The following is a 16,697-nucleotide window of genomic DNA, read 5'->3' on the forward strand; positions in this document are numbered from 1 at the left end:
GCGCTACGGGCTGCCTAGCGGCGGGGGCTCAGCTCAGGGGGCGTGGCCGGTGATCGATGTAGTCGCTCTTGTGGGCACGGAACGCGGCTGCTTCGATGGAGAACGCGGAACTGATCGTGGTGTCATCGCCAACCACCTCGATGAGGACTTGCGCCGTGGTGTCGGTGTTCATCAATGGACCTTTCTCCCCGTGTGGCCGGGCGCTCACCGATCAGGCAGCGCGCCGGACGTTCTGACAGATACATCGCACGGGGAGCTAGAGATTGTTACATCCGCAATCACATTTGTTTCAACGATCCGATGATTTGGCAGGGCGAAGGGATCGTGGTGTGGCGGAGGTCATGCGGAATTGGCCACGACGACACTGCGGAACGCAGTGCCCACCATCCGCGCGGATGCTTCGATCTGGGGCTCGCGGTCCTTGTATTCCGCGAGGAACCGGCTGGGGCTGATCGATTCCTGCATCGCGGCATCGGTGGCCCAGGCCCGGAACGTCCCGAACGAGGCCTCGGGGTGGAACTGCACTCCCCAGGCACGGTCGCCGACACGGAAAGCTTGATTCCGGTAGAGCTCGGACGAGCCGAGCAGCGTCGCTCCGGGCGGCAGCTCGCTGACGGCATCGAAGTGCATCGTCGGCACCAGGAGCGGATCACAGGCAGCAGCGATGCGGCGGAACAACTCATCGCTTGCGGCATCGGCGGACCACTGCACCGCGGCGACGCCTGCCTCGAGCCCCGCCTCCGCGTCCCGATCGAGGCGGCCCCCGCAGGCCAGTGCCAGCAACTGGGCTCCGAGGCAGATGCCGAGCAGGGGGATCGATTCCTCGACGCAGGCGGCCATCAGCGCGCGGACGCGCGGCAGCCAGGGGCAATCGTCGTCGGCCTGCGCGTTCTGGTAGCCACCGAGCACGATCATCCCGTCGCCGACGTCACTGGCCACCGGTATCGCATCGCCATAATAGGGACGGACGATCTCGAGGTGGCACTGTCGCAAGGGTTCCTCGAGCAGGTCCAAAGGGCAGTTCGGGTGATTCTCGATGACCGTGATGACGGTGCGTGCCATAGTGCCCCTCGAAGCTCGCCGGGCGCCCGATGCGGGGCTCCCGAGATCGGTGCGGCGTGCTCCTGGGCGCCGCGTGGGAAAAACTCTAGCTAGCTTGCCCCCTGTTCGCAGGGCAAGGAACGCCCGCCCGCTCCCCCGGTGGCCACGATCGTGATTGGCCACACCGCGCCGCGCCCGTGCGACGATGGAACCGTGACCTCCTCGCACCCGCGCGACAGCGCTAGCCGTGACCGCGATAGCGATGGCCGCGCTCGCAACCAGCGGCCCCGGGACTGTCTCGGTCGCCCCCTGCCGCACGGTGATGACCGGGAGTGCCGGCATCAGATCCCCGGATTTGCCTCGCCCGGCCAGGCAGTGCGGGACTCGGACGCGTTGCTCGCGACTGGTCACCCGTTCCATGCCCACGAGCTGCTCGAGGATGCCTGGAAGGCAGCTCCGGAGGCCGAGGCGCAGGCTTGGCGCGCGCTCGCTCAGCTCGCCGTGGGCGTGACCCACGCCGCGCGTGGCAATCCCGCGGGCGCGGGCCGGTTGCTCGAGCGCGCCGCCGCCAATCTCGCGGGCAGCCTCGATGCCGCGGGCGGCATTCCGCCGCAGCTTGCCCGGGAGCGTCTCGATGCGCTGCGCCAGTGGTGCCTGGAGCGCGCGGCGGAGCTCGAGGCCGACGATCACCCGGAAGCGCGCGAAGGCGCGGCACGATGGTTGATCGTGCCGCGCCTTTCGGTGCGGGGGAACGAGCTCTAGCTACCTACTGCAGGAGCTCAGCGATGCGCTCGGGGATCCGGTCGAGCGCGAACGGCAGGCTCAGCACGGTGCTCCACGACATCGCCTGCGCGGCATCATCGGCGAGGATGATCGCGCGGCCGTCCTGCACCACATCGAGCTGCTGGTAGATCTCGGTCTTGTCGAGCTCGGCGCGCAGCTTCGGCTCGAAGTCGGCGCTCGCGTACCAGACGAGGACATCAACGTCGAGGAGGGAGAGCTGCTCGGTGGAGATCGGCGCGAAGTTGCTGGTGATCTCCTCGGTGGCGGGCGGGTTGACGAAGCCGAGCTGGTTGAAGAAGCGCACCTTCGGGTCGGCGGGGCTGTAGATGCCGAACTCGCCGGGGCCGTTGAGCGCGCCCACCGCGATGGTCTTGCCCTCGAACTCCGGATGCGCCGCCTTGACCTCGGCGATCTTGTCGGCGATGCCGTCGATCAGTTCCTCGGCCTTGTCGGTCTCCCCCACTGCTTGCCCGATCATGCGGGTCTGCGCGTCCCACGGGATTCCCCACTCGGGGTAGTCATCGGGCTGCGCGACCGTGGCAGCGACGGAGCTGAGCTGGTCGTACTGCGCTTCCTTGAGCCCGGTGTAGGTGCCGACGATCAGGTCCGGATCGAGCGAGGCGACAGTCTCGATATCGATGTCCTCCGCCGGCGTGCCCACGACAGTGGGGACCTCCCCATCGAGCTGCTCCTGCCCCCAGGGCCACACGCCGCCCGGGTAGTCGCCGTACCAGTCGAAAGCGCCCACGGGGACCACGCCGAGCGCGAGCAGGGTGTCCTGGTCGTTGTAGCCGACGCTGACGACGCGCTGCGGGTCCTCGGGCACCTCGGTGCTGCCGAAAGCATGCTCGACGACGGCTCCGGATCCGCTCGCGGAGCCATCGCTGGCCGAGTCGTCGGTGGAGGAGCAGCCTGCGAGGGCGAGGGCCGCGGCCATCCCTGTGGTGAGTAGTGCACGACTACCGAGTCGTGGGTGGCGGCCGAGTCGTGGGTGGCGGCGCAGTGCCATGTGTTCTTGCCTTCCCGGATGAGCGTGAGCAGGGTGGTGGCCGCGGTCCGCGGGCAGCGGCGGCCAGTTAGCAAGGTGAGCCTAACCGATGGTGATCAAGAGTGGGTAACCATAGTGGGCAAAACCCCCACCCGGCCCGGCCATCGGCCCGGCTATTGGCACAGCGCGAGGACCTGTCGCGCGGCGCGCTCGAGCGCTTCCCCGTAGTGCGCCCCCTGTCCTGCCGCGTGCACGGCAAGCGGATGGAGCTGGTGCAGCGGTATCCGGTCGCGCCAGCCGTCCCGCAGCGGAGCGATCGTCTCGTACCCCCGCAGGATCTCGCCGAGCATCGGGCAGCCGAAGAGCGCGAGCATCGCGAGATCGGTCTCCGCGTGGCCGCCGTGCGCCGCCGGATCGATCGCGACCGCACCGCGTGGAGTCCACATGACATTGCCCGACCAGAGGTCGCCATGGAGGCGAGCGGGCGCCGCGCCATCGTCGAAGGCACCCGCCGCGATCTTCGCGCAGGCCGCGTCCACGGTGCGGGCAGCGGCCGCGGTGAGCATGCCGAGGCGTCGCGCGCGCGGCACGAACGGCAGCACGCGATTGGCGGCATAGAAGGAGCCCCACGAGGCCGGATCACTGCCTGGCCCCGCGGGCATCGGCTGGGTGCCGATGTAGAGACCGCCGTCGTGGCCCGCGGGCGGCGCGCCGAACCCGGGGGCGCCGGACGCGTGGCAGCGCGCGAGCGCAGCGCCGAACTCCCGTGCTGCCCCTGCGCTCGGGGCCGCGTGCTCGAGCCGCTCAAGGGTGATGTGCCCGTCGCCAGCATCGTGCACCGTGACGACGGGAAGCCCGCCTTCGGCGAGCCAGCGCAGCCCCGCTGCCTCCGCGGCGAAGAATCCGGGGCCGTTGCCCGCGTCGTCGGTCTTGGTGAAGCTCATGCCAGCCGCGTGATGAGCTGATCGGCGTCGATCTTGCGGTTGCGGGGCTTGTCGTCCCCCGGCTCGATGCCGCCGATGTACAACCATCCGAGCAGGCGCTCAGTGCCCGCGAGGCCATGCATCTCAGCCACCTCGGGCATGTCCACGAAGGGCCCGGTGCGCCACACCACGCCCCACCCCTCGTCATGCAGCAGCAGCGAGAGATAGTGCCCCACGCCCGCCGCCGTAGCGATCTGTTCCCATTCCGGGACGCTGGGGTGGCGCACCGCGCGATGCACGAGGGCGATCAGCAGCGGGGCGCGCAAGGGCTTGGCGGCGAGCTTGCGCGCGTCCTCGATCTGCTCGGGGTCCGTGAGCGCCGACGCATCGCCGTGGACGTTGCGGGCGATCGCCGCGCCCATGCGCTCGCGGGCCGCGCCGCGCAGGGTGATGATCCGCCAGGGGCGCAACGCCTTGTGATCGGCCACGGACGTGCAGGCCTGCACGAGGCGGGTGATATCGGAGTCGCTGGGCGCCTCGTCAGTGAGCGTGAGGAACGAGCGGCGCGCCGAGAGCAGGTCGGCGATCGGCGAGGGACGATGTTCGATGGAGGCCACGGGGTCCACGGTAGCGCGCGTGCCCGGGCCGGCAGGTGGCCCGGGCACGCGGTTCGATCACCCGGTGATCTCGATCTTGCGCGCGCTGTCGCGCTTTGCCGACTTGGGCAGCGTGACGGCGAGGACGCCATCGTTGAGCTGCGCGCCGATATTGTCGTGGTCGATCTCGGTGGGCAGGCTCACCTGGTAGCTGAATCGTCCAGTGCGCCGGGTGCGGCGATGGACGATGCCGTCGCGCTCCTTCTCCTCCACCTCGCCAGAGATATGCAGGACGCCGTCGCGGTACTCGATCGCGACGTTGTCCTTGCTCACTCCGGGCAGTTCTGCCTCGACCTTGTAGGCGGTGTCGGTCTCCTCGATGTCGACGTTGGGCACCCACGCCGCGGGGGCGTCACCGGGCGAGGTGTCGAGCCATCGGCCGAGCCGGTCGTAGAGCTCCTCGAAGTCGCGGAACGGATCCCAGCGGCCCAGGGCCGGGGTGGCAGCGGCGCGTCGAGCTGGAAGTGCCATCGTTGATCCTCCTTCATCCGAATGCTTGTACTACTGGTGGAGGGACTTCGGCAGCCCCTCGCACCTGACATAACATTGGCATAGTTGAGTGTATTCCACTCAATGCTGGCGCGCCAGGGCGCGTGTCAGGCAGAGTTGGCGCATGGACGCGCGCACCCAGAGAAACCTCTTCGCCGACGCCGAGCACGCCTGGCTCAGCGCCGACGAGGCCCGCGATCTCGGCCAGGCCCTCCGCGAGACCGTCCCCTTCGAGGCCCACGCCGAGCTCACCCTCTCCCCTTCGCGCCCCACCATCGCCGAGCACATCCACCGCACCAACGAGGGACGCGTCGAGGAACTCATTCCCATCCGCCTCGGCCGCATGAGCGAGACGCCGTTCACCTTCTACCGCGGCACCGCCGGCCTGATGGCCCACGACCTCCATGACGATCCCGTCACGCATCTGCACGCACAGCTCTGCGGCGACGCCCACGCCGCCAACTTCGGACTCTTCGCCGGACGCCTCGGCGGAATCATCATGGACGTCAACGACTTCGACGAGACCGTGCCCGGCCCCTGGGAATGGGACCTCAAGCGCCTCGCCGCCAGCCTCGTCCTCGCCGGGCGCGACAACGGCATCGACCGCGACTCCTACAGCAAGGCCGCCCGCCATGCCTCCCGCGCCTATCGCCGCACCATGCACCGGCTCGCCGACCTCACCTTCCTCGACTCCTGGCGCACCCTCCCCGACGACTCCGCCATCAGCGAGATCAAGGCCAAGCACCTCGAGGACGATCTCGAGGACGCGCGCGAGAAAGCCCAGCGCAACGCCAACCGTCGCGTCGCCGACAAGTGGACGGTCCAGGACGGCGACCACTGGCGCTTCACCGACGATCCCCCGATCCGCACCCACGTCACCGACGACGTCGAGGCAAAGGTCATCGAGGCACTTCGCCACTACATCGAGACCGTGCCCGCCGCCCAGCGGACCCTCCTGCGCCGCTATCGCCCCCACGACGTGGTCCACCGCATCGTCGGCACGGGAAGCGTCGGCCTGCGCAGCTACCTCGTGCTGCTCGAGGGCAACGCGGGGGAAGCGCTCATCCTGCAGGTCAAGCAAGCCACGGCATCCCAGCTCGACCCCTACGTTCGCTACACGGCCCCCGAGCACCACGGGCAGCGCGTGATCGAGGGCACCAAGCTCGTCCAGGCCGACCACGACGTCACCCTCGGCTGGACCAGCATCGACGACCAGCACTACTACGTGCGCCAGTTCCGCAACCACAAGGCCGACATCGATCCGGAGACGCTCACCAGCAAGAACCTCGACGACTACGGCCGCCTCACTGGCGCACTTCTCGCGCGCGCCCATGCCCGCACCGGCGACCCCCGCGCGCTGAGCGCCTACCTCCGCAAGGGCAAGCACTTCGACAAGGCGATCGCCGCCTATGCCAATTCCTACGCCGACCAGATCGAGAAGGACTACAGCGAGTTCACCAGCCTCATCGACTCCGGTGATCTGCCCATCCAGCGCGATGTGTGAGCACCGCGGATCCCGCCGTGAACTCCACGTAACACCATCGATCAGGAGGAACCGGGCATCGCGGCTGTTCGCACAGCTCAGCGTCGTGGCCGCTGCCCCGTGAAGCCGGAAAAGCGCTTGTAACACGGGTTCCCGGGGATAGGCTCGGCACAGCCAACCGACCATGCCGGGCCTCGTGCTGGGCCACACCCCTGGGGGTCACTGCCTTGGAAGACGTCATCGACGCGATCACCAGCATCAACGACATCTACTGGTACTTCGTTGTCGCGGTGCTCCTCCTGTCCGGCATCTACTACACCGTCCGGTCCGGGGTCCTGCAGATCACCATGATCGGCGACATGTTCCGCTCTGTCGCCGAGCCCGCGCTCGTCATGGAGAACGGAAGGAAGGGCCTCTCCGCTTTCCAGTCGTTCACCATCGCGGCCGCGGCGCGGGTCGGTACCGGCAACATCGCCGGCGTGGCGATCGCCATCACCATCGGCGGGCCTGGCGCGATCTTCTGGATGTGGCTCACCGCCATCATCGGCGCCGCCACCGCGTTCATCGAATCCACTCTCGCGCAGCTCTACAAGATCAAGGATGTCGACTCCTACCGCGGCGGTCCCGCGTACTACATCACCTACGGGCTCCGGAACCGCCACATCGCGATCGCTTTCTCGCTCATCGCGCTGATCACCTATTCGCTGGTGTTCAACACCGTGCAGGCCAACACCATCTCCGATGTCGTGCAGACCTCCACCGGCAATAGCTCCGGGATGTTCACCATCGGCATCGGGGTGATCCTCGCCGCGCTCACCGCCCTCGTCGTGTTCGGCGGGGTGCGGCGCATCGCGCGCGTCACCGAGGTGCTCGTGCCCGTCATGGCATTGTCCTACGTAGGGCTCGGGCTCGTTGTCATCGCGCTGAACATCGGCGAGGTGCCCGGCATGTTCCTGCTGATCCTCGAGAACGCCTTCGGCATCCAGGAGATCGTCGGGGGCGGGATCGCCGCGGTCATCATGAACGGCATCCGCCGCGGCCTCTACTCGAACGAGGCGGGCATGGGATCCATCCCAAACGTCAGTGCCACCGCCGCGGTCTCCCACCCGGTCAAGCAGGGACTCGTCCAGTCCCTCGGCGTGTACTTCGACACACTGCTCATCTGCTCGATGACCGCGTTCATCATCCTGCTCGCCGATCCGTCCTACGGCGTGGGCCGCGAGGGCGCCTCCCTCACGCAGGAGGCCCTTGCCATGCAGTTCGGCGACTGGGCCATCCACTACCTCGCCGTGGTGATCTTCTTCCTCGCGTTCAGCTCCGTGCTCGGCAACTACTACGTCGGCGAGGCCAACATGGCCTTCCTCAATAGCTCCACCTTGGCCATCCAGTTGTTCCGCATGGCAGTGGTGGCGTGTGTTTTCCTCGGGTCGGTGGCGTCCCTCGCCCTGGTCTGGTCGCTCGCCGACCTCAGCATGGGCTTCATGGTCACCATCAACCTGCTGGTCATCGCGCCACTATCAGTGGTGGCGTTCCGGCTGCTCAAGCATTACCGGGAGCAGCGCAAGCAAGGCCTCGACCCGGTGTTCGTGCGCAGCGACATGCCGGAACTGACCGGGGTCGAGTGCTGGGGGTCGCGCACGGAATCCGCGGGTGTCGCTGAGACCCGGTAGCCACCGCCCCGCGAGTGTGGCCCTGCGCCGCGAGTGTGCGAAAAACGTCAGCTCTAGCGCTCTAGCCTGTCGTTTCTCGCACACTCGCCGCCGCGGGCGGGGCCAGCCGCCAGCCCAGGCCAGGGCCTAGCCGCGCCGCGGTGGCAGGGGCACGAAGTAGCTTGTGCGCTCCTGGTACTCGCGGAACCCGGGCCGTTCCGCCATGTGCTGCTCGAGCAAGCGTGCACCGGTCGCATGAACGAGGAAGTACGTCATGACGACGGGCGACAGCACCGTCAGCGCACCAGGCCATACGTCGGCGGCGATGAGGAAGATCCCCCACCACACGCACGCGTCACCGAAGTAGTTGGGGTGACGGGTCCACGACCAGAGGCCACGGTCCATGATCTTGCCGCGGTTGGCGCGGTCCGCCTTGAACACGCGCAGCTGGTGATCGCCGACCGCCTCGAACAGCACGCCGACGATCCACAGCAGGATCCCGGCGAACGCGATCCACCCGAGCGGCCCGTCGGAGATGGCGGCCACCTGGATGGGCAGCGAGATGAACCAAGCCGCGAGAGCCTGGGTGAGGTAGATCCGCGTGATGGGCACCCAGGGCGAGTCGCTGCCGTGGCGCTCGAGCATCGCCGCGTAGCGAGGATCCTCGCCGTGGCCGCGGGTGCGCTGCAGCAAGTGCCACGAGAGCCGCAGCCCCCAGGCGGTTACCAGCAGCGCCACCACGATGCGCCGGGCGGGCTCGCCCGTGCCCACGATGGCGGACACCAGCGCGATGACCACGAACGCGAGCCCCCAGGTGACGTCGACGACGTTGTGCCTGCCGAGCGTGAAGCCGATGCGGGCGGTGATCGCCATGAGCACGATCACCGCGAGCAGGCTGGCCGCGCTGACGATCAGGAAGTCCGTCATTGCTGGTGTCCTCCCCGATCCGAGCGATCCGTCCCGACCCATTGCGGGCGCACGTCGGGGAAGCCGGAATCGCCGCGATCGCCGGCGCGCACGAGCAGGAGCTGGTCCACGCCCATGCGCCCGTCACGGAATGCCCGGGCACCACCGACGAGGTAGAGCCGCCAGACGCGGGCCATCTCCTCACCGACCAGGGCGACGGCATCGTCCCAGTGGGACTCGAAGGTATCGAGCCAGGCGTTGACGGTCCATTCGTAGTGCTCGCGCAATGCGTGGACGTCACGGAGCTCCAGTCCGGGCGCCTCGAGCATGGCGATGGTCTCGCCGACGGGGCGCATGTGCATGTCCGGCGCGATGAAGGACTCGATGAAGGGCCCGCCGCCGGGATGGTTGCCGCGCCGCGACATCTGCTGGATAAGCACTCGCCCGCCGGGGCGCACGTTGTCGTGGAGGGCGCGGGCGTAGCGCGGATAGTTGCGCTGGCCGACATGCTCGCCCATCTCGAGGGAGGTGACCGCGTCGAACGGGCCGTCGGGGATCTCGCGGTAGTCCTGCAGCCGGATCTCCACCTTGTCCTGCAGGCCCAGGCGCTCGATGCGATCATCGGCGAAGCGCTTCTGCTCGGCCGAGATGGTGACGCCCACGACGGAGACACCGTAGTTCGCGGCGGCGTGAATGCTGAGCGATCCCCAGCCGCAGCCGATGTCGAGCATGCGCATGCCAGGCCGGAGCCCGACCTTGCGGCACACGAGGTCGAGCTTGTCGCGCTGCGCGTCCTCGACGGTGTAGCCGGGCTCGCGGGAGGTCCAGTAGCCGCACGAGTAGGCCATGTTGGGCTCGAGGATCAGTGCGTAGAAGTCGTTGGACAGGTCGTAGTGGTGGCTGATGGCCTGCCGATCACGACCGGGGCTGTGCAGGCGACCGCGGACGCGGGCCTGGGTGGCAGGTGGCTGCGGATCGAGGCCGAGGGCATCGAGCTGCCGGGCGGTACGCGCGAGCCGGGCGATCAACCGGGGGCCGGGGCGGACCGCGGCGAGCCCGCGCTCGCGAACGATGTTCCAGACGTGGTCGAGGGCCTCGCCGAGATCGCCCTCGACGTCGATCTCGCCGGTGACGTAGGCCTGGGCGGCTCCGAGCTCGCCGGGATGCCAGAGGATCCGCCGCAGCGCGTCGGGGCTGGTGATGCGCACCCGCGGGGCATCCTCGGGGCCGGCGGTGCTGCCGTCCCACATGGTGATGTGCACGGGCAGAGGACTCCCAGTGATCGGCTCGAGCACCTCGGCGATCAGCCCGGCGGCACCGTTCGATGCAGCCTTGTTCTTCTGGGCCTCCCGGGCGGCGGTGGTCGTCACGAGTGGGCCTCCACATGCTCGTCGCTGGACTCGCCGGGGCGGGTGAACACGATCTGCTCCACATCGAGGTAGCGGGCCGCGAACCCGGCCTCGGAGTAGTTGAGGTAGAACTTCCACATTCGCCGGAAGACATCGTCGAAGCCGAGCTCGCGAGCCTCGTCGAACGTCGCGGTGAAGCGGTCCTCCCACAGCCGCAGCGTGCGGGCGTAGTGCAGGCCCATTCCGAGCCGGTCAGCGATGCGCAGGCTCGTGTTCCTGGTGACGGTGTCGTCGATGGCCTGGACAGAGGGAATCAGGCCGCCGGGGAAGATGTACTTGTGGATCCACGTGTAGGTGTTGCGCGTGGCCATCATGCGCTCGTGCGGCATCGTGATCGCCTGGATAGCGACCCTGCCGCCGGGCGCGAGCAGCTCGTCGATCTTCTGGAAGTAGGTGGTCCAGTACTGGTAGCCGACGGCCTCGATCATCTCGACCGAGACGATCGCGTCGAACTCGCCCTCGACGAAGCGGTAGTCGAGGACATCAACGTCGACGAGCTCGCTCAAGCCGTTCTCGGTGACGCGTTGCCGGGCGATCTCGGCCTGGGCGGTGGAGAGAGTGACGGTGCGCACGCGGGCGCCGCGCTGGGCGGCCCGAACGGCAAGCTCCCCCCATCCGGTGCCGATCTCGAGCAGTCGCGTGCCCTCGCCGACGCCAGCCTGGTCGAGCAGGCGATCGATCTTGCGGCGCTGCGCCGCGGCGAAGTCCTCCCATCCGGCCCCATCGGGGTCGGTGAACAGGGCGGCCGAGTAGGTCATGGACTCGTCGAGGAAGAGCCGGAAGAACTCGTTGGACAAGTCGTAGTGCCGGGAGATGTTGGAGCGGGAGTTCTCGGTGGAGTTGCGCTCGCTGCGGGGCTGCCGGGCGATCAGTGCCGCGCGCAGTCGTTGCAGGGGCGCGGGCACGAGGCTGGTGAGGTTGCGGGCGAACACCTCGAGCACGGCCTCGAGGTCATCGGCGTCCCAGTCGCCGGCCATGTAGGCCTCGCCGAACCCGATCAGCGCGCCGCAGCCGAGGCGGTCGAAGAAGTCGACGGGCCGGCGGAGGATCATCCGCGGCGCGGGAGCGCCTGGCTCGGGGCTTCCCCAGATCGTGCCGTCGGGCCACTCCACCCGGAGCGGCATGTCCTTGACCGCGCGGTGGAAGATGCGCCGCGCCACGCGGCCGCGACCGCGCGCGATGGGACCACTCGGTGGCGAGGCCACTCCGGGCCAGCGCTCGGGATCGATGGCGGAGGGTGGAGCCGGCGCGGTGATCGCTTCCGGCGATGTTGTCGCAGCGTCGGTGTTCATCGTGCCTGCCACTTTCTTCCTGGGGATGGTGGTCTCATGCTGATCATGACGTGCGAGCGCGGGGCGCGGGCTCGCTTCGGCCGTGGTTCGCTTCACTACGTGCCCTCCTGCCTGGCATGGGCTGGCCGGGGCTGGATGGGCAACCGCCGCGCCCACAGCTTGATCCCCTGCCAGCGGATCTGCACGATCACCCGCAGCGGCGCCCAGGGAACGCTCGCGAACGCCCGCAGCAGGGTGCGGCGGGTGATGGGCCGCCGCGTTCCGGTCACCGAGGCGACGAACGGCGGCTGGGCGCTGCGATGCAGCACGATCGCGAGCCCGAGCTTCTCGCCGGGCACGGGCAGCCGGAGCTCGTAGTCGCCCGATACGTCATTGAACGGGGAGACATAGAACTCCTTGGCCACCCGCGCTCCGCCTGGCTCGACGGCGGCCTCGACGGGCAGCAGGTAGCAGTGCCGCTCGCCGTAGGTGTTGCGCACCTCGGCGATGACGCAGCGCAGCTCGCCGTCGGCGCCGAAGCACCAGAACACGGACAGTGGATTGAAGTTGACGCCGAGCACGCGCGCGCTGGCAAGCATCAGGATGGTCCCGCCCCGCAGGTCGATCCCGCGGGTGGCGAGGAAGGCGTCGACGTTCTCGCGGATGGACCGCGCCGGGTCGCCCAGGTGATCGCGGGCCTCGAAGCGAGCGAGCGGTCGCAGCCACCAGGGCAGCACGGGCAGCCGGTCGAGGTCGACGAGCCACCAGTAGCTCCGGTAGGTGAACTCGTTGCGCAGCGGTGCCCGGCGCACGTGCCGAACCCGGGTGGGATACAGCGCCCCCGGGTAGGTGCGGACCGTCGGGCTGGTCACCAGGACCCGCCGAGGTGCTCAGCAGCGCGCAGGCCCGATAGCGCGCCGTCCTCGTGGAATCCCCAACCGTGGTAGGCCCCGGCGAAGGCGATGCGGCTCGTGCTGATGCCAGGCAGCCTGCGCTGGGCGGCGACGGCCTCGGGCGTGTACTGCGGATGCTCGTAGTCCATCGTGTCGATCACCGTGCCGCTATCGATGAGGTGCTCGCCACCGAGGGTGACGACGAAGCGGCGCCCGTCGAGCGCGCCGAGGCGCTGCAGCCGCGTCATGTCATAGCTGACGAGCACGTTCTCCGGATCGGCATCACAGGAGGGGATGCGGTAGTTCCACGATGCCCGGGCACGGCGCGCGACCGGCAGGACGGACTCGTCGGTGTGCAGCTGCGCCTTGTTGGGCGTGTAGTGGATGGCTCCGAGGACCTCGCGCTGCTCGGGGGTCGCCGAGGGCAGCATGGCCAGCGCCTGGTGGGGATGCGTGGCGATCACCACGGCGTCGAACTTCATGCGCTCGCCGCTCGCCCCGACCACGAGCACATGGTCCTTCCCCTCGCGAACCGACCGCACCGGGGTGGAGGTGTGCACCGCGTCGAGGTGCTTGGCCACCCGCGCGACGTACTCGCGGGAGCCCCCCGTGACGGTGCGCCAGGTCGGTGATCCCGTGACGCTGAGCATCCCGTGATGGTCGAGGAAAGCGAACAGGTAGCGGGCCGGGTACTGCAGGGCCGTACCGGGGTTGCACGACCACACCGCCGAGACGAGCGGGGTGACGAAGTGCTGGGCGAAGTAGGACGAGAAGCCGCCTGCCTCGAGGAACGCGCCGAGGGTGATGTCGTGCTCGTCGCGCGCGTCGTGCTCATCGGTGTCGAGCACCCGCCGGGCCGCGCGGTGGAAGCGCTTGACCTCGGCGAGCATGCGCAGGTAGCGGCCACGGCCGAGGGTGCGCGCGGTGGGAATGATGCCGGGCGCCTTCTTGCCACCGGCGTACTCGAGGCCACATCCGTCGCAGCGCACCGACATGCTCATGTCGGTCTCCTGGGTCTCCACGCCCAGCTCGGCGAAGAGCCTCAGCAGGGTGGGATAGGTGCGGTCGTTGTGCACGATGAAGCCGGTGTCGACGGGCACGGTCGCTCCACCAACAGGCACCTCGTGGGTGTCGGCGTGGCCCCCGAGCCGCGCGTCCGCCTCGAAAAGCGTCACGTTCGCGCCCGTGCGCAGCACCCACGCCGCGGTGAGTCCCGCGACACCGCTGCCGATCACGGCTACCCGCCTGTCCTGGTGGGTCACTCGTGCCATGGATTCCCCCTCGTGGTCCTGTAGTTCACTAAGCATTCGGAGCAGCCGACTGATCGGTTCGGTGCTATCGCGCGCGCCTAGCGCGGCAGCGCAGCGATCTCTTGCACGCGATCGACGGTCCAGTGGTGCCAGCGGGATGGATCGCGCAGCATGAAGTGCCCGGCGCCCTCGACGGGATGCCATGATGCTTCCACACCGGCGTTGCTGGCGCGGAGCGTCTCGCGCCGGGACGCGGAGGGGTCGGTCCACCGATCCGCGGTGCCATGCAGCACATGCACGCGCTGGCCCGCTGCGAGCAGCGACCCCTCGTCATCCGGCCACCACGGGGCGAGCGCCACCACTCCGCGCACCGCCGGATGCGACGCGAGGTTCGCCGCGAGCCTGCCACCCATGGAATGCCCGACCAGCACGACGGGGGCATCGGGATGCAATGCGAGGCGCTGCTGCAGAACGAGCATGGCGTCGTTTCGCACTGCCGCGCCGTCCCCGTTCCAGCCGCGCTGGCTGTAGCTGACCTGTGCCACGTCAAGGCCTGGCACCGCGCGGAGCGCAGCGGTGAACGGCCGCATCCGCACCGCGGCGAGGTGCCAGGGGCGCATCGGGCGGGCGTCGCGGACCTTGCCGCCGGGGAGCACGAGCACGATTGCGTTCACACCAGGCATTCGCGCCCGCGAGGCGGCCGGATGGGCGCTGGGGCAGTGAAGTGCCTCACCCTCACCATGCCAAACAGCACGAAGTGCGATATCGGACACATTTGGACACCCTGGTGCAGCGGCGCATTCCCGCGAAGTGAGAAAGTAGTGGGGAGACTGCCGCTGGAATTATGGAGATCCCATTCCCGCGGCGTGCGCACGTCACTACGCTGGAAACCCAGCCTTGCAATCAAAGGAGCCTGCCATGGGTAATGAGCCCGCAACCACTCAGCGGCACCAGGTCGTCATCATCGGATCCGGTTTCGGGGGATTGTTCGCGACCCAGGCGCTGAAGCGGGCCGATGTGGACGTCACGATGATCGCCCGCACCACCCACCACCTGTTCCAGCCGCTGCTGTACCAGGTGGCCACTGGCATCCTGTCCGTTGGCGAGATCGCTGCCCCCACCCGTGTCGTGCTGCGCAAGCAGAAGAACGCGCGCGTGCTGATGGGCGAGGTCATCGACATCGACGTGCAGAACAAGACCATCACCTCCGAGCAGTTCGGCCATATCACCGTCAGCTCCTATGACAGCCTCATCGTCGCGGCGGGCGCGGAGCAGTCCTACTTCGGCAATGATCACTTCGCCAAGCACGCGCCCGGCATGAAGACCGTCGACCACGCGCTCGAGCTTCGCGGAAAGATCGTCTCCGCGTTCGAGCTCGCGGAGCTGTCCAACGATCCGGTGGAGCAGGAGAAGCTGCTCACCTTCGTCGTCGTCGGCGCGGGCCCCACCGGTGTCGAGATGGCCGGGCAGATCGCCGAGCTCGCCAAGGACACCCTCGAGGGCGCGTTCCGCAACATCGATCCCGGCCAGGCCCGTGTCATCCTTCTCGACGCTGCCCCGCAGGTGCTCCCGCCGTTCGGCCCGAAGCTCGGCATGAAGGCGCAGCAGCGGCTCGAGAAGCTCGGCGTGGAGATCATGCTGAACACGTTCGTCACCGATGTCGATGAGAACGGCATCGTGGTGAAGAACAAGGAGGGCGAGGAGCAGCGCATCACCTCGTACTGCAAGCTGTGGGCAGCGGGCGTGGCGGCGAGCCCGCTCGGCAAGATCCTCGCTGACCAGACCGGCTCCGGGGTGGATCGCGCTGGCCGCGTCGAGGTCAACCCGGACCTGACGGTCAAGGGGCAGCCCAACATCTTCGTCGTCGGCGACATGATGGCCCTCGACGGACTGCCAGGCGTCGCGCAGGTCGCCATCCAGGGTGGTCGCTACTCGGCGAAGGCGATCAAGAAGGAGATCAAGGCCGAGAAGAAGGGGCAGCCCGTCCCGGAGCGCAAGCCCTTCTCCTACTTCAACAAGGGCAACATGGCCGCCGTGTCGAAGTACAGCGCCGTCGCCCAGGTCGGCAAGATCAACATCAGTGGGTTCATCGGCTGGCTGATGTGGCTCGCGGTGCACCTGGTGTACATCGTGGGCTTCAAGAGCCGCGTGGCCACACTGTTCTCCTGGACGGTGACGTTCCTGACCAACTCGCGCGCGCAGCTGACCGTGACCGAGCAGTGGATGACCGCGCGGACCGCGATCGATCACCTCGAATCGCTCGAGGCCCAGAAGAAGGCGCAAGCGAAGCAGGACGAGCTCGAGGCAAGCTGACCGAAGCTCTAGCGAAGCGCGCGGCGCCGGGGACCATGACAAGGTTCCCGGCGCCGCTGCTGTTGCCGGTGCCGCTGCCGTTCGCTACAAGTTCCAGGCTCCGCTGGGCCTCAGGAGGTGCCGAGCTTGGCGGAATCGATGATGTTCTGGATGCGGACGTGGCCGCGGGCGATGAGCCGGTGCTGCTCATCGGTGATGTTGACGAGCCACAGCTGCTGGAGCCTGCCGCGGTGCAGCGGAATGGCATGGCCGTGGAGGGTTCCCTCGCGGACGGCGCGGAGGAAGTCGGTGTTGTTGTTGACCCCGACCACGTGGCCGGTGTCGCCGAGCCATGCCGTGCCAGCGACGCTGGCGAGCGATTCCACGACCGCGCAGTAGACGCCGCCGTGGACGAGCCCGGCGGGCTGGTGCATGTCGGGCCGGATGGTCCAGTGGGCGCGCACGGAGTCGGGGGTGATCTCGGTGTAGCGGAGACCGAGGTACTTGCCCATCCCGCGTTCGAGCATCTCGGTGAGCTCGTCAGGAATGGCGCCGGGGAAGCCTTCGGTGGAGTCGCTTGTGGTCACGTGTCAATCCTTTTGCGTGGAAAGCAGATGGGCCTCACGCCACTGTATGCGTGAGGCCCATCCTGGCATGGACCGGG

At 68.3% G+C, this 16,697-nt stretch carries 17 protein-coding genes; 4 read left to right on the forward strand and 13 right to left on the reverse strand.

The genetic code is table 11. From position 1 onward, the window contains the following. Positions 1 to 28: 28 nt before the first annotated feature. Both QC765_RS01800 and QC765_RS01805 read right to left on the reverse strand, forming a co-directional pair. A complete protein-coding gene (locus tag QC765_RS01800) occupies positions 29 to 172 on the reverse strand; it encodes a hypothetical protein (RefSeq protein ID WP_278312704.1) in 144 nt (47 codons plus the stop codon). Between the two features lie 167 nt (positions 173 to 339). Beyond that, the gene (locus tag QC765_RS01805; protein ID WP_278312705.1) at positions 340 to 1,062 is read right to left on the reverse strand and encodes a type 1 glutamine amidotransferase; all 723 of its coding nucleotides are present in this window, start codon (positions 1,060 to 1,062) and stop codon (positions 340 to 342) included. Positions 1,063 to 1,254: 192 nt separating this feature from the next. On the opposite strand from QC765_RS01805, the gene QC765_RS01810 reads away from it, so the two are divergent. Next, complete coding sequence (locus QC765_RS01810; RefSeq protein WP_278312706.1) at positions 1,255 to 1,803, forward strand: DUF309 domain-containing protein; 549 nt, start codon at positions 1,255 to 1,257, stop codon at positions 1,801 to 1,803. 4 nt (positions 1,804 to 1,807) lie between these two features. Here the strand turns inward: QC765_RS01810 and QC765_RS01815 are convergent, their stop codons facing one another. The 4 genes from QC765_RS01815 to QC765_RS01830 form a co-directional block, all read right to left on the reverse strand. Beyond that, the gene (locus tag QC765_RS01815) at positions 1,808 to 2,833 is read right to left on the reverse strand and encodes an iron-siderophore ABC transporter substrate-binding protein (RefSeq protein WP_373876627.1); all 1,026 of its coding nucleotides are present in this window, start codon (positions 2,831 to 2,833) and stop codon (positions 1,808 to 1,810) included. A gap of 152 nt (positions 2,834 to 2,985) precedes the next feature. Further along, on the reverse strand, positions 2,986 to 3,756 hold the full coding sequence (locus tag QC765_RS01820; protein ID WP_278312707.1) for a fructosamine kinase family protein: 771 nt from the start codon (positions 3,754 to 3,756) through the stop codon (positions 2,986 to 2,988). After that, positions 3,753 to 4,352: a nitroreductase family protein gene (locus QC765_RS01825; RefSeq protein WP_278312708.1), complete on the reverse strand. Its 600-nt coding sequence runs from the start codon at positions 4,350 to 4,352 to the stop codon at positions 3,753 to 3,755. The genes QC765_RS01820 and QC765_RS01825 overlap by 4 nt, the downstream gene beginning before the upstream one ends. Positions 4,353 to 4,409: 57 nt before the next feature. Further along, the gene (locus QC765_RS01830; RefSeq protein ID WP_278312709.1) at positions 4,410 to 4,862 is read right to left on the reverse strand and encodes an Hsp20/alpha crystallin family protein; all 453 of its coding nucleotides are present in this window, start codon (positions 4,860 to 4,862) and stop codon (positions 4,410 to 4,412) included. A gap of 142 nt (positions 4,863 to 5,004) precedes the next feature. Between QC765_RS01830 and QC765_RS01835 the strand changes: the two genes are divergently transcribed. Continuing rightward, positions 5,005 to 6,384 (forward strand): DUF2252 domain-containing protein, encoded by a 1,380-nt coding sequence (locus QC765_RS01835; RefSeq protein ID WP_278312710.1) that lies wholly within the window; start codon positions 5,005 to 5,007, stop codon positions 6,382 to 6,384. A 206-nt stretch (positions 6,385 to 6,590) separates the two neighbouring features. Then, positions 6,591 to 8,033 (forward strand): alanine/glycine:cation symporter family protein, encoded by a 1,443-nt coding sequence (locus tag QC765_RS01840; RefSeq protein ID WP_278312711.1) that lies wholly within the window; start codon positions 6,591 to 6,593, stop codon positions 8,031 to 8,033. 126 nt (positions 8,034 to 8,159) lie between these two features. Here the strand turns inward: QC765_RS01840 and QC765_RS01845 are convergent, their stop codons facing one another. From QC765_RS01845 to QC765_RS01870, 6 genes are all read right to left on the reverse strand, one after another. Next, on the reverse strand, positions 8,160 to 8,939 hold the full coding sequence (locus tag QC765_RS01845) for a DUF1295 domain-containing protein (protein ID WP_278312712.1): 780 nt from the start codon (positions 8,937 to 8,939) through the stop codon (positions 8,160 to 8,162). Further along, complete coding sequence (locus QC765_RS01850; protein WP_373876628.1) at positions 8,936 to 10,288, reverse strand: class I SAM-dependent methyltransferase; 1,353 nt, start codon at positions 10,286 to 10,288, stop codon at positions 8,936 to 8,938. The genes QC765_RS01845 and QC765_RS01850 overlap by 4 nt, the downstream gene beginning before the upstream one ends. Beyond that, on the reverse strand, positions 10,285 to 11,619 hold the full coding sequence (locus QC765_RS01855) for a class I SAM-dependent methyltransferase (RefSeq protein WP_373876639.1): 1,335 nt from the start codon (positions 11,617 to 11,619) through the stop codon (positions 10,285 to 10,287). The genes QC765_RS01850 and QC765_RS01855 overlap by 4 nt, the downstream gene beginning before the upstream one ends. A 95-nt stretch (positions 11,620 to 11,714) precedes the next feature. Beyond that, complete coding sequence (locus QC765_RS01860; RefSeq protein ID WP_278312714.1) at positions 11,715 to 12,470, reverse strand: DUF1365 domain-containing protein; 756 nt, start codon at positions 12,468 to 12,470, stop codon at positions 11,715 to 11,717. Then, on the reverse strand, positions 12,467 to 13,762 hold the full coding sequence (locus tag QC765_RS01865) for an NAD(P)/FAD-dependent oxidoreductase (RefSeq protein WP_278312715.1): 1,296 nt from the start codon (positions 13,760 to 13,762) through the stop codon (positions 12,467 to 12,469). The genes QC765_RS01860 and QC765_RS01865 overlap by 4 nt, the downstream gene beginning before the upstream one ends. Positions 13,763 to 13,839: 77 nt before the next feature. Next, positions 13,840 to 14,424 (reverse strand): alpha/beta hydrolase, encoded by a 585-nt coding sequence (locus tag QC765_RS01870; protein WP_373876629.1) that lies wholly within the window; start codon positions 14,422 to 14,424, stop codon positions 13,840 to 13,842. Between the two features lie 235 nt (positions 14,425 to 14,659). Between QC765_RS01870 and QC765_RS01875 the strand changes: the two genes are divergently transcribed. Beyond that, the gene (locus QC765_RS01875; RefSeq protein ID WP_278312717.1) at positions 14,660 to 16,054 is read left to right on the forward strand and encodes an NAD(P)/FAD-dependent oxidoreductase; all 1,395 of its coding nucleotides are present in this window, start codon (positions 14,660 to 14,662) and stop codon (positions 16,052 to 16,054) included. Positions 16,055 to 16,164: 110 nt separating this feature from the next. Here the strand turns inward: QC765_RS01875 and QC765_RS01880 are convergent, their stop codons facing one another. Next, positions 16,165 to 16,560: a PaaI family thioesterase gene (locus QC765_RS01880; protein ID WP_278312777.1), complete on the reverse strand. Its 396-nt coding sequence runs from the start codon at positions 16,558 to 16,560 to the stop codon at positions 16,165 to 16,167. Between the last annotated feature and the right edge of the window lie 137 nt (positions 16,561 to 16,697).

Source organism: Hoyosella levis (assembly GCF_026008515.1).
In the GTDB taxonomy this organism is placed as follows: Bacteria; Actinomycetota; Actinomycetes; order Mycobacteriales; family Mycobacteriaceae; genus Lolliginicoccus; species Lolliginicoccus levis.